16 protein-coding genes are annotated in these 25,475 nt (G+C 73.3%); 9 read left to right on the forward strand and 7 right to left on the reverse strand.

Translation table 11 applies throughout. The features are described 5' to 3' along the window. Positions 1-16 precede the first annotated feature (16 nt). Together ACGH52_RS36485 and ACGH52_RS36490 are read left to right on the forward strand one after the other, a co-directional pair. Positions 17-11,041, forward strand: a complete 11,025-nt coding sequence (locus ACGH52_RS36485; RefSeq protein ID WP_399945739.1) for an amino acid adenylation domain-containing protein — start codon at positions 17-19, stop codon at positions 11,039-11,041. After that, complete coding sequence (locus tag ACGH52_RS36490) at positions 11,028-12,728, forward strand: ABC transporter ATP-binding protein (RefSeq protein ID WP_399945742.1); 1,701 nt, start codon at positions 11,028-11,030, stop codon at positions 12,726-12,728. Before ACGH52_RS36485 ends, ACGH52_RS36490 begins: the two co-directional genes overlap by 14 nt. A gap of 25 nt (positions 12,729-12,753) precedes the next feature. On the opposite strand, the gene ACGH52_RS36495 is transcribed toward ACGH52_RS36490, so the two are convergent. Then, positions 12,754-13,845, reverse strand: a complete 1,092-nt coding sequence (locus ACGH52_RS36495; protein WP_399945746.1) for an alpha/beta hydrolase-fold protein — start codon at positions 13,843-13,845, stop codon at positions 12,754-12,756. 88 nt (positions 13,846-13,933) lie between these two features. On the opposite strand from ACGH52_RS36495, the gene ACGH52_RS36500 reads away from it, so the two are divergent. The 3 genes from ACGH52_RS36500 to ACGH52_RS36510 all read left to right on the forward strand — a co-directional run bounded on the left by ACGH52_RS36500 (position 13,934) and on the right by ACGH52_RS36510 (position 15,369). Beyond that, positions 13,934-14,146 (forward strand): MbtH family protein, encoded by a 213-nt coding sequence (locus ACGH52_RS36500; RefSeq protein WP_399945749.1) that lies wholly within the window; start codon positions 13,934-13,936, stop codon positions 14,144-14,146. Positions 14,147-14,365: 219 nt separating this feature from the next. Then, positions 14,366-15,085, forward strand: coding sequence for a DinB family protein (locus tag ACGH52_RS36505; RefSeq protein WP_076972549.1), 720 nt, complete (start codon positions 14,366-14,368; stop codon positions 15,083-15,085). A gap of 44 nt (positions 15,086-15,129) precedes the next feature. Then, positions 15,130-15,369, forward strand: a complete 240-nt coding sequence (locus ACGH52_RS36510) for a hypothetical protein (protein ID WP_153183000.1) — start codon at positions 15,130-15,132, stop codon at positions 15,367-15,369. Positions 15,370-15,495: 126 nt separating this feature from the next. Here the strand turns inward: ACGH52_RS36510 and ACGH52_RS36515 are convergent, their stop codons facing one another. Beyond that, on the reverse strand, positions 15,496-16,011 hold the full coding sequence (locus tag ACGH52_RS36515; protein WP_399945753.1) for a MarR family winged helix-turn-helix transcriptional regulator: 516 nt from the start codon (positions 16,009-16,011) through the stop codon (positions 15,496-15,498). A gap of 171 nt (positions 16,012-16,182) precedes the next feature. Between ACGH52_RS36515 and ACGH52_RS36520 the strand changes: the two genes are divergently transcribed. Next, a complete protein-coding gene (locus ACGH52_RS36520; protein WP_121703963.1) occupies positions 16,183-17,406 on the forward strand; it encodes an FAD-dependent monooxygenase in 1,224 nt (407 codons plus the stop codon). Positions 17,407-17,455: 49 nt separating this feature from the next. Here ACGH52_RS36520 and ACGH52_RS36525 read toward each other — a convergent pair whose 3' ends face one another. Then, positions 17,456-18,073 carry a TetR/AcrR family transcriptional regulator gene (locus ACGH52_RS36525; RefSeq protein ID WP_399945757.1) on the reverse strand — a complete coding sequence of 206 codons (618 nt, stop codon included), beginning with the start codon at positions 18,071-18,073 and terminating at the stop codon, positions 17,456-17,458. A 148-nt stretch (positions 18,074-18,221) separates the two neighbouring features. Here ACGH52_RS36525 and ACGH52_RS36530 point away from each other — a divergent pair, with 148 nt between their 5' ends. Further along, complete coding sequence (locus ACGH52_RS36530; RefSeq protein WP_121703961.1) at positions 18,222-19,388, forward strand: NAD(P)/FAD-dependent oxidoreductase; 1,167 nt, start codon at positions 18,222-18,224, stop codon at positions 19,386-19,388. Positions 19,389-19,457: 69 nt separating this feature from the next. On the opposite strand, the gene ACGH52_RS36535 is transcribed toward ACGH52_RS36530, so the two are convergent. The 4 genes from ACGH52_RS36535 to ACGH52_RS36550 form a co-directional block, all read right to left on the reverse strand. Continuing rightward, positions 19,458-20,198: a chitinase gene (locus ACGH52_RS36535; RefSeq protein WP_399945760.1), complete on the reverse strand. Its 741-nt coding sequence runs from the start codon at positions 20,196-20,198 to the stop codon at positions 19,458-19,460. A 115-nt stretch (positions 20,199-20,313) separates the two neighbouring features. Next, on the reverse strand, positions 20,314-20,832 hold the full coding sequence (locus ACGH52_RS36540) for a lytic polysaccharide monooxygenase auxiliary activity family 9 protein (RefSeq protein WP_076972543.1): 519 nt from the start codon (positions 20,830-20,832) through the stop codon (positions 20,314-20,316). A 221-nt stretch (positions 20,833-21,053) separates the two neighbouring features. After that, on the reverse strand, positions 21,054-22,604 hold the full coding sequence (locus ACGH52_RS36545; RefSeq protein ID WP_399945763.1) for a hypothetical protein: 1,551 nt from the start codon (positions 22,602-22,604) through the stop codon (positions 21,054-21,056). A 94-nt stretch (positions 22,605-22,698) separates the two neighbouring features. Beyond that, complete coding sequence (locus ACGH52_RS36550) at positions 22,699-23,640, reverse strand: chlorophyllase (RefSeq protein WP_210975249.1); 942 nt, start codon at positions 23,638-23,640, stop codon at positions 22,699-22,701. Between the two features lie 142 nt (positions 23,641-23,782). Here ACGH52_RS36550 and ACGH52_RS36555 point away from each other — a divergent pair, with 142 nt between their 5' ends. Together ACGH52_RS36555 and ACGH52_RS36560 are read left to right on the forward strand one after the other, a co-directional pair. Continuing rightward, positions 23,783-24,160, forward strand: a complete 378-nt coding sequence (locus ACGH52_RS36555; RefSeq protein ID WP_059296552.1) for a MerR family transcriptional regulator — start codon at positions 23,783-23,785, stop codon at positions 24,158-24,160. A 220-nt stretch (positions 24,161-24,380) separates the two neighbouring features. Continuing rightward, positions 24,381-25,472, forward strand: coding sequence for a ferritin-like protein (locus ACGH52_RS36560; RefSeq protein WP_399945767.1), 1,092 nt, complete (start codon positions 24,381-24,383; stop codon positions 25,470-25,472). Positions 25,473-25,475 lie beyond the last annotated feature (3 nt).

The raw sequence follows: 25,475 nt of genomic DNA on the forward strand, positions 1-25,475 counted from the left end.
GGGCGTTGAGTCTTCGATGATGGAACCGACCGCTTCTCTCGTACGGCTTTCTCCCGCGCAGCTGACCGGCATACGCCGACGCACCGGTGACTTCTCCGACCGGGTCATCGCCGATGCGTGCGCCGTCGCACTGGCGTACTGGGCCTCGGGCCGCGGCCCCGCCGGGCTCGACCTCACCGCGGGCACCCTGTTCACCGACGTGCTCGGCTGGGCCGACAACGGCGGTACGGCGCCCGGTGGTTGGAGCGTCGGCGCGGACGGCCGGACCATCACCCTCCCGGGCGACGTCGTACCGGACGAGGCACAGCCGGCGCTCGACGACCTCGCCGACTTCCCGGACCGCCCGCTCGGCACCATCGGCCCCTTCGGTCCGGCGCAGCGGCTGGCGGACCTCGCCCGGTGGAACGACACCGGCGCCGACCGGGTCCGCCCCACCCTGGTGGAGATGTTCCGCGAACAGGCAGACGCCAGGCCGGACGCGGTGGCCGTCGTCGACGAGAAACGCACCCTGACCTACCGTCAGACGGCGGAGTTGTCAGCGCAGTTGGCCCATCACCTGATCGCCCGCGGGCTCACCGCCGAAGACGTCGTCGGCATCTCCCTGGAGCGCTCCGCCGAGATGGTGATCGGACTGCTCGGCGTGCTCCAGGCGGGCGGCGCGTTCGTCCCGCTCGACCCGCACTGGCCCGCCGAACGCCGGGCCGTCGTCATCGAGGACGCGGGCGTCGTCGTCCAGCTCAACTCCTCGGGCGAGCACGCCGGGACGGAACCGGATGCCGTGGCCGTGGACCTCGCCGACTGGAGGTTCGGCGCCCACCCCACCGAGGGGACCGGTGTCACCCCTGCCGGGGACGCCCTGGCCTACGTGATCTTCACCTCGGGCTCGACCGGGCGGCCCAAGGGCGCCATGATCCGGCACGAGGCGATCAGCGAGCGCCTGCTGTGGCAGATCCACGAGATCCTGGGCTTCGGACCCGACGACGCGTCCCTGTTCAAGGCGCCGCTGTCCTTCGACATCTCCATCAACGAGATCTTCCTGCCGCTCGTCAGCGGCGGCCGGCTGGTGGTCCTGCGCCCCGGCGGTGAACGCGACCCGCAGCACCTGCTGAGCGTCATCGCCGAACAGCGCGTCACCTTCACCTACCTGGTCTCGTCCATGCTGGACGTGCTCCTGGAGATGGCGGGCGACTCGGGGCGCCTCGACAGCCTCCGGCACGTCTGGTGCGGCGGCGAGGTGCTCACGCCGGAACTGTACGAGCGCTTCCGCACCCGGCTCGACATCCCCCTGTACCACGGCTACGGCCCCGCCGAGACGACCATCGGCGTCTCGCACGTGATCTACCGGGGAGCGGCGGAGCGCCTGTCGACGTCGATCGGCCGGGCCAACCCCAACACCCAGCTGTACGTCCTGGACGACGAACTGCGTCCGGTCCCGGTCGGTGTCGGCGGCGAACTGTACGCGGGTGGCCTGCTGCTGGGGCGCGGCTATGTGAACGCGCCGGGCCTGACGGCCTCCCGGTTCGTGGCGAACCCCTTCGCGAACGACGGCTCCCGGCTGTACCGGACCGGCGACCTCGCGCGCTTCGCGCCCGACGGCTCGCTCGACTTCCTCGGCCGCGCGGACAACCAGATCAAGATCCGCGGCATGCGCCTGGAGATCGAGGACGTCGAGGTCGGCCTCGCCGAGCACCCCCACGTGCGCCACACCTGCGTCGTCGCGAAGAAGAACACGGCGGGCGGCACCTACCTGGTGGGATACGTCATCCCGGCCGCCGGGCACGAGGACCTGCGCCCGGACGACGTCAAGGTTTGGGCCGGCGCGCACATGGTGGAGTACATGGTGCCCACCCACGTCGTCGTGCTGACCGAGTTCCCGCTCACCGCGAACGGCAAGCTCGACCGGAACGCGCTGCCCGAACCCGTGGTCGCCCCGGCCTCCTTCGTCGCGCCCACCACCGACGAGGAACGGACGGTGTGCGCGGCGGTCGCGGCACTGCTCCAACTGGACCGGGTGGGGGTCGACCAGGACTTCTTCCAGCTGGGCGGGGACAGCATCCTGGCGATCTCCCTGCTGAGCGCGCTGCGCGACGCCGGACTCTACGTCACGGCCGGACAGATCTTCACCCACAGCACGGTCGGGGCGCTGGCGGCGGTGGCGAGCCGCGAGGACACCGCGGCCGTCGACCACCGCGACGTGGCGACCGGGACCGTCGTCGGATCGCCGGTCGTGCAGTGGCTCGGCGAGACCACGGACGCGATCGACGGCTTCGTCCAGTCGGTCGTGCTCAACACCCCGGCGGACCTGACCGCCGACGCCCTCGACACGCTCCTCGCCGCCCTCGTCCACCGGCACCCCATGCTGCGCGCCAGGCTGGTGCGCGGTGACCGCTGGAGCTTCGACATCCCCGAGGCTGATCCGGACGCGGCACCCGCCGGGTCCCTCTGGCAGCAGAGCGACGAGCCGCTGGACGCGTGCATCGCCCTCGCCACCGGAGAACTCGACCCGACGGGCGGCACGATGCTGCGCGCGGTCTGGCGCCGCGAGGCACGGCAACTGGCCGTCGTCGTCCACCACGTGGTGATCGACGGCGTGTCCTGGCGGGTGCTGATGGACGACCTGGCCACGGCCTGGCGGCAGCTCGCCTCGGGCACGGCGATCCAACTCCCACCGGTCGGCACCTCGTTCCGGCGCTGGACCCAACTGCTGGAGCGCGCCGCGTTCGACGCGGACAGCACCTACTTCCGCCGCCCCCTGCCGGGACCCGACGAACCACTGGGCAGACGCGCCCTCACCGAGGACGACACCGTGGCCCGCGAGCGGACCCGGACCGTCACGGTCGGCGCCGGGACCACGGCGGCGCTGCTCGGCGACACCCCCGCGAAGTTCCACGCGGGCGTCCACGACGTCCTGGTCACCGCGCTCGCCGTCGCCCTCGCCCGGCGGCGCCGGGACCTCGGCCAGAGCCAGACCTTCGCGCACCTCGAACTCGAGGGCCACGGCCGCGAGGCCGCGTTCGTCGCCCCGACCGCCGGTTTCGAGCCGGAACTCTCCCGGACCGTGGGCTGGTTCACCACCCTCTACCCGGCGACCGTCGACCCCGGCACCGCCCCCGACCTCACCGCACCCGAGTACCTGGCCGCCGCGCTCAAGGCGGTCAAGGAGGACCTCGCGCGCGTGCCGGACCACGGCGTCTCCTACGGCGCCCTGCGCCACCTGGCCCAGGCCACCTTCGACGCGCCCGCACCCCAGGTGCTCTTCAACTACCTGGGCCGCTTCGACGCGGGCTCCTTGGGCGACTGGCAACGCGCCCGCACCACGGGGCAGCTGGGCGAACGGCGCGACCCGCGGATGCGCCTGCCCCGCGCCCTGGAGTTCAACGCGATCGCCGAACCCGGCCCCACCGGTGCGTACGAGCTGGTCACCGCCATCTCCTGGCCCGACGGCCTGTTCACCGACGCGGACATCACCGCCCTCGGCGCCTACTACCAGCAGGCCCTCACGGGTCTTGCCGCGCTGGAGCACGGCGGCCACTCGCCCAGCGACTTCCGCCCGCTGCCGCTCACCCAGGCCGACGTCGACGCGCTGGACGGCCCGGCGCTGCGGGACATTCTCCCGCTGACCCCGCTCCAGGAGGGCCTCTACTTCCACTCGGTCTACGACGACGACGCCACCGGCAGCTACGTCGAGCAGCAACTGCTGACCCTGGAGGGCGAGGTGGACCCCGACCGGCTGGCGGCGGCGGCCACCCGACTGCTCACCCTCCACCCGAACCTCGCCGCGCGGTTCGTGGCCCTGGCCGACGGCCGAGTGGTCTCCGTGCTGGAGAGCGGCGTCGAGGCACCCTTCACCACGCTGGACCGCCCCGGCATCACCGACGACGAGATCCGCGCCCTCGCCGAGCGGGACCGCCGCGCCGGATTCGACCTGGCCACCGGCCCGCTGACGCGGTACACACTCATCCGCGCGGGAGCCGGTCGGCACGTCCTGGTGCAGACGGTGCACCACATCGTCGCCGACGGCTGGTCGGTGCCGCCCATGCTGCGCACGCTGCTGGCCGAGTACCACGCGCCGGGCTCCGGCCACGCGCTCGGCGGTTTCCCCGACCACGTACGCCGCCTCGCCGCACGCGACGACGAGGCGAGCGACCGGGTGTGGGACGAGCAACTGGCCGCGCTCCCCGGCCCGTCGCTGATCGCCGAGGGGCACACGCCCTCCGCGCACTTCGCCGACACCGCCATGGCGGCGGACACCGACGTCGACGCGGCCGCCCGGTCGGCCGGTGTGCCGCTGAGCGTCGCCGTGCACAGCGCCTGGGCCCTCACCCTCGGCGGCATCCTGCACCGCGACGACGTGGTGTTCGGCTCCACGGTCTCCGGGCGGGACGCGGACGTGCCCGGCATCGAGACCATGGTGGGCCTGCTCATCAACACGGTCCCCCTGCGCGCCCGCTGGTCCGCCACCACCACCGTGCGCGAACTGCTCGCCTCCGTCCGGGCGCACCAGAGCGCGGTACTGCCGCACCAGCACGTCTCCCTGGCGCGGATCGCCCGCAGGGCCGGTACCGGGGCGCTCTTCGACACGCTGGTGGTGTTCGACGTGGCGACCGACGTGGCCGGACTCGGGCGGCCCGGCGACACCCTCGCCGTCACCGGCATCGTCAACGAGGGCGCCCCGCACTACCCGCTGACGCTGGTGGTGGAACGCACGCCGGACGGCCGACCGCGCTTCAACCTGATCCACGACGCCGAGCTGCTGGGACACACCCGCGTCCGCGAGATCCTGCGCACCTTCACCCGGAACCTCACCGCCCTGCTCACCCGGCCGGACGCCCCGGTCGGCGACCTGACGGCGGCCGGTGGCGCCGGACACGTGGAGCCGATCGTCCCGGCCACCCTGGGCGACCTGTTCGACGCCGCGGCCCGCCGCGACCCGGCCGCCGCCGCCGTCACCCAGTGCGCCCTCGACGGCACCTCCCGGACTTTGACCTACGGTGAACTGGCCATGGCCAAGGACGAGTTGGCCGCCACGCTGCGTGCGGCCGGTGTCGGCCCCGGCAAGCGGGTCGCCGTCGCCGTGCCGCGCTCCGTCGAGCAGGTCGTCGCCCTGATCGCCGTCGTCGCCGCGGGCGGGGCCTACGTACCGCTGGACCTGGCGTACCCGGACGAGCGCCTGGAGTACGTCCTCGCCGACGCCGCCCCGCAGGTCGTCCTCGTGGACCCGAAGCAGCGCGACCGGTTCACGGGGCTGCTGGACCGCGCGGGCGTGCCGGCCCGCGTGCTCGTACCGGGGGAGGAGACCCCGCCCGCCGCTGCCGAGCCCGGACCCGGGGCCGACTGGAACGACCCCGCGTACGTCATCTACACGTCCGGATCGACCGGGCGGCCCAAGGGCGTCGTCGTCCCGCACTCCAGTGTCGTGACGCTGCTTGCCAATACCCGGTCCCTGATGGCCTTCGGCCCGGACGACGTGTGGGTCCAGTTCCACTCCTTCTCCTTCGACTTCGCCGTCTGGGAGCTGTGGGGCGCGCTCACGCACGGCGGTGAGCTGCTGGTGCCGGAGTACGGGCTGACCCGCTCCCCGGTCGACTTCCACCGCCTGGTCCGCGAGCGCGGGGTGACCGTGCTCAACCAGACCCCGTCGGCGTTCTACCGGTTCGCCGAGGCCGACCGGCACACGGGCGAGGCGCTGCCCGCACTGCGCCGGATCGTCTTCGGGGGCGAGGCACTGGACCTCGGACGGCTGCGCGGCTGGGTCGAGCGGCACGGCACCGACTCGCCCGAGCTGGTCAACATGTACGGCATCACCGAGACCACCGTCCACGTCACCCACCGGGTGCTGACCGCCGCCGACTTCGCTCCCGGCGCGGCCACCACCAGCCCGATCGGCGGTCCGGTCCCCGGCCTCGTCACCCACCTCCTCGACGACCGGCTCCGCCCGGTGCCACCGGGCCGGGTGGGTGCCATCTACGTCACCGGCGACCAGGTGTCGCTCGGCTACCTGGGCAGGCCGGGGCTCACCGCCGGGAGGTTCGTGGCCGACCCGTTCAGGGCGGACGGCTCCCGCATGTACCACACGGGCGACCTCGCCCGCCGCACGCTCGACGGCGAGCTGGAGTTCGTGGGCCGCGCCGACGACCAGGTGCAGCTGAAGGGGTTCCGCATCGAGCTGGGCGAGGTGGAGTCCGCCCTCCGGGACCTCGACGGCGTGGTCGACGCCGCCGTCACCGTCGCCGACAGCGAGGACCACCTGGTCGCGCACGTCGTCGGCCCGGTGCCCGCGGACCTCACCGCGCTGCTGTCGGCGAAGCTGCCCGCGCACATGGTGCCGGGCCGCGTGCTGCCCGTGGAAACCCTGCCGCTGACGGTCAACGGGAAGCTCGACCGCAGGGCGCTGACCGAGCGCGCGGCACTGACGCCGCCCGAGAGCGGCGGTGCACGGGACGGTGACGCGCGGGGCGGCGACGCGTCGGAAGGCGGTGCGTGGGGCGGTCACGCGTCGGAAGGCGATGCGCGGGCCGGTGGCGCGTCGGACGACGGGAACGACTCCGCGCTCGCGGCACTCGTCGACATCTTCGCCACCGCGCTGCCCGGCTCCGACCCGGACGCCGACACCGACTTCTTCACCGCCGGAGGCGACAGCATCGTCGCCATCACGGTGATCAACCGGGCCAGGGCGCTCGGCCTGCCGATCGCGCCGCGCGACGTGTTCCTGCTCAGGACACCCCGCGCGCTCGCCGAGCACCTGGGCACGCGCACCCCGCGGCCCGCGGCCTCCGCACCCGCCCACCAGGAGGACGGCCCGCTGCCGCCCACGCCGATCATCCTGCGCCGGCGGGAACTGGGCGGATCGCTCGCCCGGTTCGCCCAGGCGAGGACGCTGGCGGCGCCGGAAGGCACCGGGTTCGCCGACGCGGAGCGCGCCGCGCGGGCCGTCGTCGCCACGCACCCCGCGCTGCGGCTGCGGCTGCGCGTCGAGCACGGAGTGTGGTCCCTGCGCACCGAACCCTTCCGCGAGGTCACCGTGGTCCGGGCCGCCGGGACCGATGCGGCGGGCGCGGCGGACCGGGCGGCGGGCCGCCTCGATCCCGAGACCGGCGACGTCATCGCGTTCACGTGGCTGGAGGCCACCCGGACGCTGGTGGTCGCCGTGCACCATCTCGCCGTCGACGCCGTCTCCTGGCTGATCCTGCTGGACGACCTGGCCGACGCCCTGCGCGGCACGGACCCGGCACCGCAGACCACGCCCTACGCCGAGTACGCCCGAGCACTGGCGTACCGGTCCGGTGCAGGGACCGACGGCCTGGCCCACTGGATCACCACGCTCCAGGCCCCCGCCCCGCTGCCCGCCCCGGTGAACCCGCGCGAGCGGACGGTCGCACTCGCCCCCGACGTCAGCCACCGCGTCACCCGTACCGCGCCCACCGCACTGGGCCTCGGTCTCACCGAGCTGCTGTGCGGGGCGCTGCGCACCGCGCTGACCCGCGTCCAGCCGGCCCCCACCGACCTGGCCGTCGACCTGGAGCGGCACGGCAGGGTCCCGGCCCGCGACGACCACGACTACACGCGCACCGTCGGCTGGTTCACCGCCATCGCGCCCGTACGGCTCACCGCGCACACCGACCCCGTGGCCGCGGCGCGCGAGGTCGCCGAACGCCAGCCGGACGAGCGCGCTCACGTCGCCTACGGCGGTCTCAGGTACCTCAACCCGCAGACCGCCCCGCTGCTCACCGCCCGCCCGCAGGTACTCTTCAACTACCTGGGCCGGGGCGGAGAGTCCGAGGCACCCCGACTCACCGACGACGGCCAGGGCACCCCGTACGCGGTCGAGGTGAACGCGTGGACCGACGCGGCCACCGGCAGCCTGCACGCGGCCTTCACCCTGGCCGAGGGCGTCCCCGACGAGATCACCGAGCACTGGCACCGCGCCCTGGAACGGATCGCGGAAGCCGCCGCGACGGCCGAGCGCACGGCACCGGTCAGCCCCCTCCAGCGGGGCCTGTACTTCCAGGCCCAGCTGACGGGCCCGGCCGGACACTACGTCGCCCAGAGCTACTTCACCTTCGAACGGCGCCTGGACACCGACGCGTTGTCCCGGGCGATGGGATACGTGCTCGCACGGCACCCGGCCGTCGGCGCGGGCTTCACCATGGACGAGGACGGGAACCCGGTGCAGGTCCTCGCCGCGGGCCGCCGCCTCGACGTCCACACCGTCGAGGCGGTGACGGACGCGCAGGTCGACGCCCTGCGCCTGGCGGACCGGGAGAGGGGCTTCGACCCCGGCGAGCCGCCGCTGATCCGGCTGACCGTGGTGCGGCTGCCCGACGACCGCGACGGCCTGCTGCTCAGCTACCACCTGCTGCTGTGGGACGGCTGGTCGCGGGAGATCGTCCTGCGGGACCTCTTCGACGCCTACGAGGCCGCCGTCGAGGGCGCGCCGCTGCGAGCCGTGCCCGCCACGCCGGGCTTCGAGGACCACACCCGGGCCCTCGCCGCCAAGGACCCGGCCGTGTCGGAACGCTTCTGGGCGCGGCACCTGGCCAAACTGTCCGGGCCGACCCTGCTCGCCGGACCGGCGCCCACCCTCCCCGACGATCTGCCGCGCGCACTCGTGCACACGCTGACCGCCGAACGGTCGGACGCGCTGAGGTCGGCGGCCAGGACGTACGGCGTCACGCTGAACTCGGTGCTGACCGGCGCCTTCGGCCTCCTCCTCGGCGCCCGCACCGGCCGCGCCGACGCCGTCTTCGGCGTGACCGTCTCCGGCCGGGAGGGCGAAGGGCTGGCCGACATCGTCGGCGTGCTGCTCAACACCGTGCCCATGTGGACCCGGGCCCGGCCGCACGACACGGTCCGCGCCTACCTGACGGCGGTGCAGACGGCCCGGGTCGACGCCATGGAGCACGAACACCTCGGGCTCGGCGAGATCCAGCGGGCCAGCGGCCACGACACGCTGTTCGACAACCTGTTCGTCCTCCAGAACTTCCTGGACCTGGACGCCTTCGCCGAGATGAACGCACGGCACGGCATCACCTCGGTCCGGGCCGACGACTCCACCCACTATCCGTTCACGTGGGTGGTCACCCCGGGCGACCGGCTCACCGTCAAACTGGAGTACCGCGACCACGACAGCGCGGGCGCCCGGCGCCTCCTCGACGACTATCTGCGCGTGCTCGACGACCTCGCCGCGCGCACCGGGGCCGACGGTCCGATCGGCTCCCTCCCCGGCCTGGCCCCCGCACCCGAGCCCGCCGCACGCACCGACATCGGCACCGACACCGTCGTGGACCGCTTCGACCGCGCCGCCGACCGCGACCCGGGACGGACGGCGCTCGTCGCCCACGGCGCCACCATGACCTTCGCCCAGCTGCGGGACCGCAGCCGGGCGGTGGCGGGCGTACTGGCCCGGCGCGGCATCGGACCCGAGGCGACCGTGGGCCTCGCCCTCCCACGCTCCCTCGACTCGATCGTGGCCCTCTTCGCCGTACTGCGCACCGGCGCCGCCTACGTACCGCTGGAGCTGGACCACCCGGACGAGCGGATCGCCGCGATCGTCGCGGACGCCCGCCCGGACGCCGTCCTCACGACCAGCGCGGTCTCGCACCGGCTCACCGGCGGCCTCGACCTGATCGAGCTGGACCGGCCGCTGCCGGAGGCCGAGCCGTTCGTGACCTTCGCGCCGGACGACCCGGACCGGCTGCGGCACCCCGCGTACACCATCTACACCTCCGGCTCGACCGGCCGGCCCAAGGGGGTGGTGACCGAGTACGCCGGGCTCACCAACATGCTGGTCAACCACCAGCGCCGGATCTTCGAACCGGTCCTGGCGCGGCACGGCCACCGGACCTTCCGCGTCGCCCACACCGTGTCGTTCGCGTTCGACATGTCGTGGGAGGAGCTGCTGTGGCTCGCCGATGGCCACGAAGTGCACATCTGCGACGAGGAGTTGCGCCGCGACGCGCCCCGGCTGGTCGCGTACTGCCTGGAGCACGGGATCGACGTCGTCAACGTCACCCCGACCTACGCGCAGCAACTGGTCGCCGAGGGCCTGCTCGACGACCCGGCCCGCCGCCCCGCGCTGGTGCTGCTGGGCGGCGAGGCCGTCACCCCGGCGCTGTGGCGGCGGCTGGCCGAGACCGAGGGGACCGTCGGTTACAACCTGTACGGGCCCACCGAATACACCATCAACACCCTCGGCGTCGGCACCTTCGAGTGCCCGGACCCGGTGGTGGGCGTCGCGATCGACAACACGGACGTGTACGTGCTCGACCCGTGGCTGCGGCCGCTGCCCGACGGCGTCCCCGGCGAGCTGTACGTCGCGGGCACCGGCATCGCGCGCGGCTACCTCGGGCAGCCCGCCCAGACCGCGCACCGCTTCGTCGCCTGTCCGTTCGGCGCCCCCGGCGAGCGCATGTACCGCACCGGGGACCTGGTGGTGCGGCGGCCCGACGGGAACCTGACGTACCTCGGCCGCACCGACCAGCAGGTCAAGATCCGCGGTCACCGGGTCGAACTCGGAGAGGTGGAGGCCGTGTTCGCCGCCCACCCGGCGGTGCGGTTCGTCGCCGCCGTCGCCCAGCCCGACCCGCAGGTCGACGGCGCCCACCGACTGGCCGCCTACCTCGTGCTGGACGGCGCCGACCTGGCCGAGGTCGCCGCCGAAGTGGGCGCCGGACTGCCGGACTTCCTGCGCCCCACGCACTACGCCCGGGTCGAGGCCATCCCGCTGACCGTGAACGGCAAGGCCGACACCAAGGCGCTCCCGGAGGCCAAGCCGCTGGGCGCGCTGACCACGGCGGGGGAGCGGGCACCGGAGACGGAGACCGAGACGACCGTGTGCGAACTCTTCGCCGAGGCCCTGGACCTGGACGACGACGAGGTGAGCGCCGTGAGCGACTTCGTGGCCCTCGGCGGGCACTCCATGCTGGCGGTCCGGCTGACCGGACTGCTCCGCCGGGAGTACGGTCCAGTGATCACGATCCGCGATCTGTTCACCCTGCGAACCCCGGAAGCGATTGCCCGCCACCTCGATGAACACTCCTGACGCACAGCGGCCCCGCGCGGGGTCCGACATCCTCCGTACCGCCCTGCGGCGCAACGTCGGCGCGATGGCCTGGGGCACCGTCCTCATGGGCCTCTACCAGGCCGGTGAGACCGCCTTCCCCATCGCGCTCGGCCTGATCGTCGAGCACACCATGCGGGACCGGAGCCTCGACGCGCTCGGCGTCTCCGTCGGCGCGCTCGCCGTGATCATCACGACCGTGTCCCTGTCCTGGCGGTTCGGGATGCGGATCCTGCAGAAGGCCAACACGACCGAGGCGCACCGCTGGCGGGTCCGGGTCGCGGGCTGCGGACTCCAGCCGGTGGCCAGGGACGTCGACCTCAAGTCCGGCGAGGTGCTGACCATCGCCACCGAGGACGCCGACCAGACCGCCGACATCATCGAGGTGGTGCCGTTGCTGATCAGCTCGCTGGTGGCGGTGCTGATCGCGGCCCTCGCGCTGGGCCTGGCCGACATCCGGCTCGGGCTGCTGGTCATCGTGGGGACCGTCGCGATCCTGTCCGTCCTGAGCGTGATGTCCAAACGCATCGGCTCCAGCACCCGCGAGCAGCAGGCCCGGGTCGCGCGGGCGGGCGCCAAGGTCGCCGACCTCATCACCGGCCTGCGCCCGCTGCACGGCTTCGGCGGCAACCACGCGGCGTTCCGCTCCTACCGCGAGGTCAGCACCGAGGCGAAGCGCCAGTCCGTCACCGTCGCCCGGGTGAGCGGCGTCTACGCGGGCACCGCACTGGCCCTCAACGCGGTGCTCGCCGCCGCCGTGACCGTCACGGCGGGCTGGCTGGCCTTCCGGGGCCGGATCAACATCGGCGAGCTGGTCATGGCCGTGGGGCTCGCGCAGTTCATCATGGAACCGCTGAAGCTGTTCTCGGAGATGCCGAAGTACGTGATGATCGCGCGCGCCTCGGCCGAGCGGATGGCCCTCGTCCTGACCGCACCACCGGTGACGGCACCGGGGGCGGAACGACCGGACCGGGGCGGGGACCTGGAGGTCGACTGCGTGCGGCACGGTGCGCTGCGCAAGGTGCGGTTCCGGGTCCGGGCCGGCGAGTTCGTGGCCGTCGCGGCCTACCAGCCCCGGGCGGCGGCCGACCTCGCGGCGGTCCTCGCGCTCAACGTACCGCCCGACGCGTACGAGGGGACGGTGCGGATCGGCGGACGGGACCTCGCGGACCTGGCGGTCGAGGGCGTCCGCGAGCACCTGCTGGTCAACCCGTACGACGGCGAGATCTTCGCGGGCACCCTGCGGTCCAACATCGACCCGTCGGGCACCAGCCGTACGGTTCCCGCGGCCGTCGAGGCGTCGATGCTGACCGACGTCGTCGCGCTGCACCGCGAGGGGCTCGACTACGCCGTCCGCGACCGCGGCGCCAACCTCTCCGGAGGCCAGCGCCAACGGCTGTCCCTGGCCCGCGCGCTGGCCGCCGACACCGACGTCCTGGTGCTGCGCGACCCGACGACGGCCGTGGACGCGGTGACCGAACAGCTCATCGCGCGGGGCGTCGCCAAGCTGCGCCGGGACCGCACCACCCTGGTGATCACCAGCAGCCCCGCCCTCCTGGACGCCGCCGACCGCGTCCTCGTCCTGGACGAGGGCGTCATCACCGCCGAGGACACGCACCGCAACCTCCTCGCCACCGACGAGGCGTACTGCCTCGCCGTGACCCGGTGACCTGGTGGGCCGACTGCGACGGCCCCTACCCGAGGGCCCAGGCCACGTCCCGGAGCAGCGCGTGCCGCCAGCCCGCGCGGTCGTGTCCGGAGGCCGACCTGGAGACCCGCACGGTCGCACCGGCCCGCTCGGCGAGGCTCTCCACCAGGGCGCAGTGGGGGAGCATCCGCGTCTCGTGCTCCCCCACGTCGAACGCGATCCGCAGTCCGGACAGGTCGGGACGCGCCCGCAGGCGCGCCGCGAGGGTGCCGCCGACCGGACCGCCCAAGGGGTCCGCCGACTCCGCGGCGTCGGGCGTCCACCACAGCGACGCCGACTGACAGGCGACACGGGACACCAGGTCCGGGAACTCCAGCGCCGCGTACAGGGCGCTCAGACCGCCGAGGCTCTGCCCCGCGACCACCGTCCGCCCGGGGTCGGCGGGCACCCCGCTCCCGGCCACCAGGGGCAGCAACTCGTCGCGCACCGCCTCCCACAGCGCGGGCCGGCACCCGAACTCGGCCCCGCGGTCCTTGGCCGGGACGAACACCAGGGTGACCGGAGGCATCTCACCGCTCGCCACGGCCGAGTCGAAGGCGGCCGTCGCCGGGTGCAGGTACAGCCAGTCGTCCCCGTCGAGCAGCAGGACCAACGGCCCGCCCCCGCCCACCGGATGGACCCGCACCGTGCGCCGCCCGCCCAGCCGCTCGCTGGTCCAGCGCAGCCGGGTGCGGGGCAGCGGCAGGACGTCGGCGGCGCCGACCAGGGGCCAGTGCGGCTGGGCCGGGGCGTCCGGGGTGGCGGCGACGGACCGGTCACCGCCCGCTCCCGCGGGGTTGCACGGGTCGGCGTACGCGGCGTCGTCCACCAGGAACTGGTACGTCACCCGCAGCCGCGCCGGCATCCGCACCTCGGCGTACCAGCAGTCCGTGTCGCCCCACCGCCGCAGGGGCACGGGCTCCGACCAGCTCTCGAAGACGAGGCTCGCCGCCTGCGACCCGCGCCGCAGGAACAGGGTCGTCCACCCGTCGCCGTCGGGGATCGACAGCGGCGTGGTCAGACCGGCCCAGAAGGTGTCGGTGCCGGGCTCGCCCGACAGCCCGAACGCGGCGAAGGTGTCCGCCCCCACCCGGCTCATGAACGTCTCCTTGTGGAGCGGAAATCCAGAAGGTTAAGCTCATCGCGCATTAGGCGAGCCTAACCTAATTCATTGGGAGGTACCGCGGATGAGCACCAACCCCTTCGACGACCCCGACGGCCGATTCCTCGTCCTGGTGAACGACGAGGGCCAGCACTCGCTCTGGCCGTCCTTCGCGACGGTGCCCGGCGGATGGACGACCGTCTTCGAGGAGAACACCCGGGACGCCTGCCTGGCCTACGTCGAGGCCAACTGGACCGACCTGCGCCCGCGTTCCCTGGCCGGGCCCGCGGACGCCTGAGGCCGGGCCGCGTCACGCGTCGCCGGTGTCCGAGGGCGGGCGCGCGAGCACGCCGGGCGGGGTGGAGTTCCCGCGGTCGGTGCCCGGCTTCGACGTGCCCTGTCCTTGGCCGTGCGGAGGGAATTCGGTCGCGTGCGCGGGACGTAAGTCGTTAGCCTCGGCCTCCGCCGGAGCGCCGCACGGCGCGGGGCACCGGGAAAACCGTGGAAGGGGCCGGGCATGGAGAACGAGGGCGCGCGGACGGATCGTTTGGGCGTGCTGCTCGACCAGTTCGACCAGGCCAGGGAGATGGCCCAGGTGCGGCTGGCCGGACTCGGCGACGAGGAGTACCTGTGGGAGCCCGTGCCCGGCTGCTGGTCGATCCGGCGTCGGGGCGAGGCGGTGACACCCAGGGCGTACGGGCCGGGCGAGTGGGTGCTCGACAAGGGCGCCCCCGACATCCCGGCGAACGAGTACGCGGAGGTGGCCCGGCAGGCCGCGAGCGGCATGTCGGTCACCAAGATCGCCGACGACTGGAGCGTGAGCGTCGAGCGCGTCGAGCAGGTCCTCGCCCACACCGGCACGCCGGAGCCCGACGCGACGCCGGTCACCACCATCGCCTGGCGCCTCGCGCACCTGCACTCCTGCTTCGCGGGCCAGTGGGAGTGGACCTTCGGCGAACGACGCCGGGACCCGCGGCTGTTGGTGGACTTCACCCCGTCCGCCGCCCTGGGGCTCGAACGGTTCTGGGCGGTGATCGACCGCTGGCGCGAGGACGTCGCCCACGTCACCGACGAGCAGCTCGACACCGTCGGGTTCTCCCAGTACCCGTACGGCTCCGACCCCGACGACCCGTACATCGGCGTCGTCGCCGGGGACAACCTCGAGTTCATCCACCACATGGCCGAGATCGCACTCCTGCGCGACCTGTGGCGCAGCCGCTCCGCCACCGCCGGATAGGCCGAGGCTTCGTCGGCTCGACCGGTGAACGCGGTGTGCGGCAGATGGTGTTCGAAGTCGCCGGGCGGGCGGTGAACGAGGTCCTGCCCGGCCGCGCCCGCCACGTCGACGTCTCGCTCACGGGCGACGACGGAGTGCGGGTGGCCGACGACGGGCCGGGCGTTCCCGTCGAGGCCGTCGGCCACACGGGAGGCCCGGCCCTCGAAACGCTGCTGACCCGCGCGCTCATCGTGCCGGCTCGGTCGACCGCCGCACCGCGATCCTGGCGCCATGTGTCGAGCTGAGCGGCGCCGCGGTGCGCGCCCGCGTCGAAGCGGCCGTCCGGGAGCGGCTCGGCACCTGGCCGGCGGGACACCCGGAGCAGGCGGACGCGATACTCCGGCGGATCGTGCGCCGCGCGGACTGAGCCCTCACTCCTCCGCGTCGAATCGGGCCAGACGCGCCGTCACGTCGTCGGCGAGGCGGGTGAGGAGGCGGGTGAGATCCTCACGGTCCTGCCGCGGCCAGTCGGCGAGTGCCTCGGCGAACCAGCCGAGCACGGACGTCACATACCGGTTGGCGGCCTCCGTGCCCGCCCCGGTCGGTTCGATGAGACTCGCACGGCGGTCGTGGGGGTCGGCGACCCGGCGGACCAGGCCCCGCTTCTCCAGCGACTGCACCTGGCGGGTGACGTGCGGGCCCACGACCTGCATCCGGTCCGCGATCTCGCCGATCCGCAGCGGCTGGTCGGCCGTACGGAGGGTCACCAGCACACCCATGGCGGGACGGTCCAGGGCGAGCCCGGCCGCCTCGGCGGCGCGTTCCGTGAGCCGGCCCTTGTTGAAGGCCGCGCTGAGCTGGGTGAGCCGGGGCAGCACGGCGCGCAGGTCGGAGTGCGGGTCGTCCTTCGCGGAGGACCCGGCGGGTTCGGCGGGTTCGGGGGTCATGAGGTCTCCATTTGCATACCTGAGTTAGGTATCTATATCGTGGGGAGCGGCCGGTGCCTGGGAGGGTGCCGTATGGCCTCCATAAAGATACCTAAGGTACGTATGTATGCCGTCCGTGCGGCGCGTACCTCCGTCTTCCCGGGGTCCGCCCCGGTAGAAGGGTGAGAAGCCATGAACCACACGTCCCGTCCCGCTCGCCGCGTACTGATCTCCGGAGCAAGTATCGCGGGCCCCGCACTCGCGCACTGGCTCGACCGGTACGGCTTCGAGGTGACCGTCGTCGAGAAGGCCGCCGCCGTCCGCGGGGGCGGCTACGCCATCGACGTACGCGGCACGGCCCGCGAGGCCGTGGCCCGCATGGGCCTGCTGCCGGCGCTGAGCAAGGCGCACGTCGACAGTCAGCGGATCACCTTCGTGGACGCCGCGGGGGAGACGGTCGGCTCGATGCAGCCCGAGCAGCTGACCGGGGGAGCGGCGGGGGTCGATCTCGAGGTCCGGCGCGGTGATCTGGCCGACGTGCTCTACACCCCGCTGCGGGACCGGGTCGAGTTCCTCTTCAACGACTCGATCGCGACGCTCGACGACGACGGGGACGCCGTGCACGTCGTCTTCGACAGCGGCGTGCGCCGTACCTTCGACCTGGTGGTCGGCGCGGACGGGCTGCACTCGAACACGCGCAGGCTGGTCTTCGGCCCGGAGGAGCCGTTCCACCGCTACCTCGGACGCGTCTTCGCGGGCTTCACGCTGCCGAACGAGTTCGGGCTCGCGCACGAGGCCGTCATCTGGAACGAGCCGGGACGCAGCGCCGTCCTCTACGCCCACGAGCCCTCCGAGCGGGTGCACGGCTTCCTCACCTTCACCCGCGACACCCCGCCCTTCGAGGCTTTCCGCGACCCCCGGGCCCAGCGCGAGCTGGTGGCGGCGCGCTTCCCCGAGCAGGCCTGGCACCTGCCGCGCCTGGTCGAGGCCATGCGGGACGCCGACGACCTCTTCTTCGACGTCGTCAGCCAGATCCACCTGCCCAGGTGGTCGCACGGGCGTGTCGTCCTGGCGGGCGACGCCGCGCACGCCACGTCGTTCATCTCCGGCCAGGGGTCGAGCGTCGCGCTCGTCGGCGCGTACGTCCTGGCCGGTGAGCTGGCCACGCACGCGGACCACGCCGACGCGTTCACGGCCTACGAGCGACTGTTCCGCCCCTTCGCGGAGCGCAACCAGGCGCTGGCCACCAGCGGCGGCTCGGCGGTGACCCCCACGACGCGGCAGGAGATCGAGGCCCGCAACGCCCTGCTGCGCGACCCGGAGGCGGCGGCGAGGGTGATGGTGACCGCGAGCGCGCAGGAGGGGCGCGCGGCCCACTCGGCCCTGGAACTGCCCGACTATCCGCGGGCCGCCTGAGCGGCCACCGGGCCGCGGGCGACCGGGGTGGCCGTCGCCGGCCGCCGGTTCAGTCCCGGAGGCCGTCTGCCACCGCGTCCCGCTGGCCGGTCTGCGAGCGCCAGCCGTGCAGGAGCAGATCGAACACGGTCTCCACGGTCGCCCGGGGATCGTGTCGTCCCGCGGTCAGGGCGGGGACCTCCAGGACGAACCGGGCCAGCGCCGCGCACGCCGGATCGTCCGGCTCCCGGCCGAGTTCCTCCGCGATCACGGCGCCCAGCGTGTCGGCGTGTCGCATCCACATGCGCTCCCCGTACTCGCGGAGCGCGGGCGTGTCGCCGACCAGAGCGGTGAAGCTCGCCCGGCGCGGATCGGTCACGATCGGCACCCAGGCCTCCAGGGCGTGCGCGCGGAGCGCCTCGACCACCGACTGCCCCTCGGGCCGCTCGCGGACGGCGGCCCTCAGCGCCGCGTCGACGTCCTGCTCACGGTCGAAGACCAGCGCTTCCTTGCTCGGGAAGTGCGCGAAGAGGGTCGTCGTCGAGACGTCGGCCCGCTCGGCGACGTCGCGGACGCTGACCCGGTCGAACCCGTGCTCCAGGAAGAGTTCGAGTGCGGCGTCGGCGATGGCCTGCCTGGTCGCGGCCTTCTTGCGCTCGCGACGGCCTGGAGTCGGGGAGTCGGGCATGGCGCCACTCTAACGCACAACTGAAACGACACAGAAAGCGGCTTCAGGCAGAAGTCCGACCGACTGAGAAACTGGAACAGTTGCAGTTTCTCACTCGTTTCTGCTTTGGTGGTTCCACGGGGGAAGCCACCAACGGAAGGAAGCCGTCATGCACGCTCCAACTCCCACGACCGCACGGATCAGCATCATCGGCGCGGGCCCGGGCGGACTCACCTGCGCCCGCGTCCTGCGGCGGCACGGCATCGCGGCGACGGTGTACGACCGTGATCCGGACGCCGCCTCCCGGGACCAGGGAGGCTCGCTGGACCTGCACGAGGAGGACGGCCAGCTCGCGCTCCGCGAAGCGGGCCTGCTGGAGGAGTTCTTCGCGCTCGCCCGGTGCGAGAGCCAGGAGGAGCGGCGCTTCGACAACGCGGGGCGACTCCTCGGTCACCGGCTGCCGGACGCGGGCGAGACGGCCCGCCCCGAGATCGACCGCGGTCAGCTCCGGGACCTCCTGCTGCGCTCGCTCGACGCCGGGACGGTGCGGTGGGGGCACGCTCTGGCATCGGTGGGCGGTACGGCCGACGGGCCGCGGACGCTGACGTTCACCGACGGAAGCACCGTGGAGACGGACCTGGTGATCGGAGCGGACGGCGCCTTCTCCCGCGTCCGGGCGGCGGTGTCCGACGCCGTACCGCGCTACACCGGCGTCGGCTTCCTCGAAGCGTGGTTCGACGCGATGGAATCCGCGCATCCGGAGCTGTCCGAACTGGTCGGCCGGGGCAGTGCCCACGTGGCCGACGGCGAGCGCGGCCTCTTCGCGCAGCGCAACAGCGGTGGACACATGCGCGTCTACATCATGCGCAGGGCCGCCCTGGACTGGATGGCGGCGAGTGGTCTGCGTCCGCAGGACACCGACGGCATCCGCGCACGGCTCCTCGCCGAGTACGCGGGCTGGTCACCGCGGATACTCCGCCTGATCACGGAGAACGACGGCGCCTACGTCGACCGCCCGCTCTTCGCGCTGCCGGTGCCGCACACCTGGCCGCACACGCCCGGCGTGACCCTCCTGGGAGACGCCGCGCACCTGATGCCGCCACTCGGCGTCGGCGTCAACCTCGCCATGCTCGACGGCGCGGAGCTGGCGCTCGCCCTGGCCGGCTCCGCCACCGTCGACGATGCCGTGCGCGCGTACGAGAAGACGATGCTCCCGCGTTCGGCCGAGATCGCCGGGATGCTGGAGGGCGGTGCGGGGTTCCTGTTGGAAGAGCCGGACGCCGAGGACCTCGCGCGGCTCGGTGCGCCGGGGGCGGACCACGGGCCGGGGGAGTGACGCGCCGCGGCCCCCTCGCGACCGGGCACGCCGTGGGCACGAGGGGGCGGACGGGTCGGGCTCGGCCCGCTAGCAGCTCAGGTTGCCGCCGGGCTCGACACCGAGGAGCTGGGTGAAGCGCTCGTAGTTGTCGATCCGGCTCTGGACCTGGGCGGGATTGCGTCCGTCGCACTCCAGGCTGCCGTTGATGGACCGGATGGTCTCCCCGAACCCGGCGCCGTTGACCATGGCGTCGTGCGGGGTCATGGTGCCGGGCCCGGACTGGGTGTTCCAGTACCACAGGCCCGTCTTCCAGGCCACGGCCGAGTCGTTCTGGACCAGGTCGGGATTGTTGAGCAGGTCGATGCCGAGGGCGTCACCGGCGGCCTTGTAGTTGAAGTTCCAGCTCAGCTGGACGGGCCCGCGTCCGTAGTACTTGTCGGTGCCGGCCGGGCAGCCGTATGGCTGGGAGGCGTCGCAGTAGTGCGGGTAGTTGGCGGTGTTCTGCTCCACGACGTACACCAGGCCGCCGGTTTCGTGGCTGACGTTGGCGAGGAAGGCGGCTGCCTCCTGCTTCTTCACCGTGTCGCTGCCGGTGTTCGAGAACCCCGGGTAGGCGCTGAGCGCGGCGGTGAGGCCGCTGTAGGTGTAGAAGGAGTTCCGGTTCGGGAACATCTGGTTGAACTGGGCCTCGCTGACCACGAATTCGGCGGCGGCCCGGGTGCCCGGCGTCTCGGACTTCTCGGCGACGGCCGACGGCGCCATGGTCAGGGTGCACAGGGCGGCGGCCGCGCCGGTGGCGGCCAGCAGTGCGAGCTTGCGGTGCTGCACGGTGACTCCTGCTCGATGTGGGGGGAGGGAGGGCGGCGCGGGCAGGGCGGAGGGGGGAGCGACCGCGCACCCCGGGAAGGGGGGCCGTCGCTCCTGGACCGCTCCACCGGGCCCGTCAGCCGCCGACGTTGACGTCGATGCAGGCGTAGAAGGCGTTGGACGTGTCGGCGACGTTCCAGACGGCCAGGACCTTCTGCTGCCCGGTCAGACCACCGAAGTCGACCTGGTGGTTCACCACCGCGTCCGGCTTCGCGCCGCCGTCGTCGAACTGCGCGATCCGCTGACCGCCGACGTAGTAGTCCCAGGTGCTGGTGGCGTGCTGCGCGGTGAGCCGCCACGAGAACGTCGTGGTCTTCGACACCGGAGTGACCTTCCAGCCCTTGCTGTCGTCGTCCAGCTCGGAGAAGCGGCTGTTGCCGCCGCTGCAACTGGTCAGGCCCTTGGGGCCCTCGACGCTCTGCGGCTCGTACGTGATGTCACCGCAGGACACCGTGCCCGCGGCGCACTGGGCCTGACGGCTGGGCGGGTCGGAGATGTAGCCGTGCGCGCTCGCCGAGGAGGCGGGCAGGCTCACGGCCACGACAGGGGCGAGGGCCGCGCCGATCAGGGCGGCGGTCTTGCGACGTGCGTGCATGGGAACTCCTTCACATCCGGCCGTCCCGGGGCATGCGCGGCCGTGTGTGGGGGGACCGCGCGCACGCCGAGTACGGCCTCTCGTGGGTGGGGCCAGGAGGCGCGAAGGTGACGCGCACTCACCGTCCCCGCAGGGGTGTGGGACCCCGGCAGGGCTCAACTCCTTAAACGGAGCGGTGAGTTCTGTTGGACTAGACCATACAAGCGGTCGACGTGACCGTGTCAAGAGTGTGTCGACGGCGAAGCGGGCGCCGGGCAGAGCCGGTTGATCAGTTCCTCCATCACGGCGCTCGGCAACGACGGATTGCCGGCCGCCGCCTCCACCACCTGCCAGTCGGCATCGTCCAGCAGTCCCAGGAGAACCGGCTGGGGAAGGGCCGGATGGCCGGCGGCCCGGACGCGCCCCTGCTCGTCCGCCAGGCAGGCGAGCAGGGCGGTGGCCGTCGCCCGGGAGTTCCGGGCGACCTCGCGGAGTGCCTTGCGTGCCGGTTTCCCGTGCCGGGTGATCTCCTCCAACAGGGCGGCGGGAGCGCTGGGGTTGGCGGCCACTTTGGCGACGACCCGGCTTCCGTGCCGGTCCACCATGGCGCGCAGCTGTGCTTCGGACAGTTCCGGGTCCGTGGCGAGGGACTTGGCCACCTTCGCGTCGGCGTCGGCGGCCAGCGTGTCGCGTATCCGGGCCGGCAGGTCGCGCCGCTGCGCCAGCAGCATCCGTGCCGCCGGGTCCGACGACCGAGCCAGTTCCTCGACCTCGGCGGGGGAGGCGGTGGCGATCCGGGGCAGCAGGGTGGGGCCGATCCGGGTGCACCCGGCCACGTGGACGAGCACGTCGAGGGGCACGTCGGGATGGTGCGCGACCGCACGCCGTACCGGGTGCGACGGATCGCCGGACAGCGCGCGCAGCAGGGCGCCGTCGACCGCCGGGTTCGCGGCGGCTTCCTCGCGGACTCCGGGCAGGGGGTCCGCCAGGAGTCGGGCGCTCACCTCCCGGGTCAGGTCCGAGCGGGTGGCGAGCGTCTGACGCAGCAGGGCCGAAGGGTGATCGGCGAAACCGGCGGCGGCCTCGGCGGGCGTGGCAGGGTTGCGCAGTGCCGCCTCCTGGATGTCGTGCAGGGCGGACTCGTGGGAGCCGTCGCAGCACGCCCCCGGCGGCAAGTCGCAGTCGGGACGCGGGCATTCAGGGTGATGTACGAACGGGACCTTCTCCTGGTCGCAGACCCGGCAGCGCCGTGCGGAAGGCAGTCCCGAACCGGTCAGCAGCGCCGCCAGCAGGACCGGCGGGGTCGCCTCGTTGGCCGCGACGGCGCGGCGGACCTCCGTGTGCGGATGGGCCGCGAGCCGGACGGCGACGTCCCGCCCGCCGCACAACGCCAGCTCCGCGACGACGCCCAGGTCGGTGTCCGCGAGGAGTGCCTCGACCACGTCGGGTGGGAGGCGCGGGCAGGCGGCCAGCTTCTCCCGGCGGGCGTGGTCCGGATCGCCCGCGAGCAGGCGGGCCCACCCAGGGTCACCGCCGCCTTCGCCGAGCAGCGCGAGGGCGGCGTCCGGCCGCTTCACCGGATCGATGTCCGCCTCGGTCAGGCGCCCTTCGTGCACGAGCCGGATCGCGCCCTCCGGTACGCCCGAGACCAGGGCGAGCACCTGTGCGCGGCCGAGATCCTCGCGACCCGCCAGTTCTTCGGCGATGTCGGCGTCAGCGGCCGCGATCAGTCGGTCGACCAACTCGACCGGCAGCGCGGGGTTGGCGGCGAGGCCGCACAGGACGTGGTTCACAGCGGGCATTCTGCCCGGTCCGAGGCCGGGGGCCGTCGGGACGAGGAGACCCGCGCCGACGGAGGGGCGCGACCACACCGGCACGGCCGGAGGCTCACTTGGACTCGAGCCGTCCGAGCGGATGCGTGCCCCCGGACAGGTGTTGCTGGGCCGTCGTCCAGGCGGTGCTGTCGATGTCGAGGGCGTGGCGGAGGTAGGCGAGGGTGACCCGCTGGATCAGGGCGACGCGGGCGGGGTTCTCGTCGGTGGTCTCCGCGGCTTCGTAGCCGGAGATGCCGCCGAGGGAGTGTTCCGCGCCGAAGAGCGTCAGGAGGCTCTTCTCGCCGGGACTCAGGGCGTACGGGTCGGCCGTCCAGTCCGCGCCGCGGACGGTGAACGGGAGGTCGTCCTTGTCGCCCGAGACCACGAGGGCGGGGGCGGTCATGTGCGTGAAGTCGGGGTGCCGCAGCCAGGGGAGGTTCTCGGCGGCGAACGGCGTCAGGGCGTCGCCTCCGGCGCCGGCCGTCGCGAGCAGCACGCCCGCTTTGACCCGGGGGTCGGAGAGGTCCGCCGCCCGACCGGTGGCGGGGTCGCGGACGCGCAGGCCCAGCAGGATGCCCGCCGTCTGGCCGCCGAAGGAGTGGCCGGCCGCCGCGACGCGGGTCCGGTCCAGCCGTCCGGCCAGGCCGGGGACGGCCGCCTCCACCGTGTCCAGGTGGTCGAGGACCCGCTTCATGTCCTCGACGCGCGAGCGCCACAGGCCCGGCCTGCGCGGGTCGTCCTCGGCCAGGCCCAGGGTCCGGGAGTCGAGATGGGTGGGCTGGACCACCACGAAGCCGTGCGCGGCCCAGTGGTCGGCGAGCGGGCCGTAGCCGTCGAGCGACGAGCCGAAGCCGTGCGCGAGGAGGACGACGGGCAGGCCGTGCCCGGTCACCGGCGCGGACACCCGCAGGCGCAGGTCCTCGCCGCGCTCGGGTGCGGGCAGTACGACGGGTTTGACCGAGACGACCGGTGTGGCGGCGACGACGCCGGAGGTCGCGCTGACGGGTGCGCTCATGGAGTTGGCCCTTCTTTCTGCTGGTCGCAGGGGGTGGGGGAGTGGGGCCCAGGACTGGGTGGGGCCCTCGGGAGTTACGCTAAAACCTGACGTTGACGTGAGGGGCAAGTCGCACGGCCCGGATCCGGAGAGGAGGCGCGGGATGCGCATCGGGGAGCTCGCCGCCAGAACAGGCGTCAGCGTGCGGGCGCTGCGCTACTACGAGGAACAGGAACTGCTCGTCGCGGAGCGCAGCCACAGCGGCCAGCGGCACTACCCCGAGAGCGCGGTCGACCACGTCCGGCTGATCCAGCAGCTCTACGCCGCGGGCCTGTCGAGCCGGACCATCGTCGAACTCATGCCGTACGCGGTCGACGGCAGGGCCACGCCGGAACTGCTCGACCGCCTGTCCACGGAGCGGGACCGCGTCGAGGGCCGGATCACCGAACTGGTCGGCACCCGGGACCGACTCGACTCCGTCATCACCGGCGCCGCGAGGAACCTCCGCACCGGTCGATCCTGCCGCGCCGGGACCTCCTGAACCGAAGGACCACAGGGCCGACCGGGTAGAGGATGGTCCGCTCGGTGCCGCCCGCCCGGGAAACGGCCTCGTCGCTGCTAGTTTCGCCAGCCGTCGGAGGAATCCGGACGTCTCGGTCAGAGACGGGTGTCGGCTCGGAGAGCTCGGAGAGGGAGTGCGGGTGACTGGTGTGCGCGAGGAACCGTCGGGGACGGGCGGTCCGTTCGGGCGGAGGAGCTTCATGGCGTCGGCCGTCCTGACGGCGGCAGCCCCCGTCTCGGCGGCCACCCCCGTCTCGGCCGCCGCCCCCGCCCGGACGGCCGGGCGGCCCGAAGGCACCGTGTCCGGCTGCCGGTCCGTGGCAGGGCTGCTCGCCGTCCCCGAGGAGGGCCGCGGCGTCGACTGGCTGCGGGAGGCCCTGCAGGTCGCCGTGGCACTCGAACTCGCCACGATCCCGCCGTACTTGTGCGGATGGTGGTCCGTCGGGGACCGCACGAGCCACGTCGCACGGCTGATCCGGCGCATCATCGGCGACGAGATGTACCACATGGGCGTCGTCTGCAACCTGCTGGTGGCCGTGGGCGGCCGGCCGCGGATCACGGACGCGGCCCTCGCCTACCCCGGCCCCCTCCCCGGCGGGGTGCGCGACGGGGTGAACGTCTACCTCTCGGGCCTCACCAGGGCCTTCGTACACGACGTGATGATGGCGATCGAAGCACCGGAGCAGCCCCTCGCCCGCGGCGTGAACAACTCACCCAGCATCGGCCACTTCTACGACGACCTGCTGCGCGCCTTCCGGTCCACGGCGCCCGCGCTGTCGGCCCGCGGGCAATTGTCCCAGCACATCGGCTCCGACGTCCTGCAACCCGTCACCGACCTCGACGGCGTCGAGCGGGCGATCGAGATCATCAAGGAGCAGGGCGAGGGCACCACCAGTTCCCCCGAAGACGCCTTCGGCGACGACCACCCGGCCCACTACTACGCGTTCGGCGAGATCTACCACGGACGGCAACTGCGCCAGGACGACGACGGCTGGCGGTTCACCGGTGCCCCCGTGCCCTTCCCCGACGCACGCCCCATGGCCCGCGTCCCGGCCGGCGGCTGGCCCGACCCGCCGCGGAAGGCGGCGGACCTCCTCGACCGGTTCGACGCCGCCTACGCCAAGGTGCTGAGCACCCTGGAGGCGGCCTGGGACCACGGCGACGCGCGCACCCTGGGCTCGGCCGTGCGGACGATGCGCGGGCTGGAGGGCCCCGCGCTGGAGCTGATGGAAACCGGAATCCCGGGCGCCCGTGGCACCTACGGTCCCCAGTTCCGCCCGCCCCGCGGGTGACGT

The organism is Streptomyces sp. BBFR25 (assembly GCF_044590125.1).
Taxonomy (GTDB): domain Bacteria; phylum Actinomycetota; class Actinomycetes; order Streptomycetales; family Streptomycetaceae; genus Streptomyces; species Streptomyces canus_D.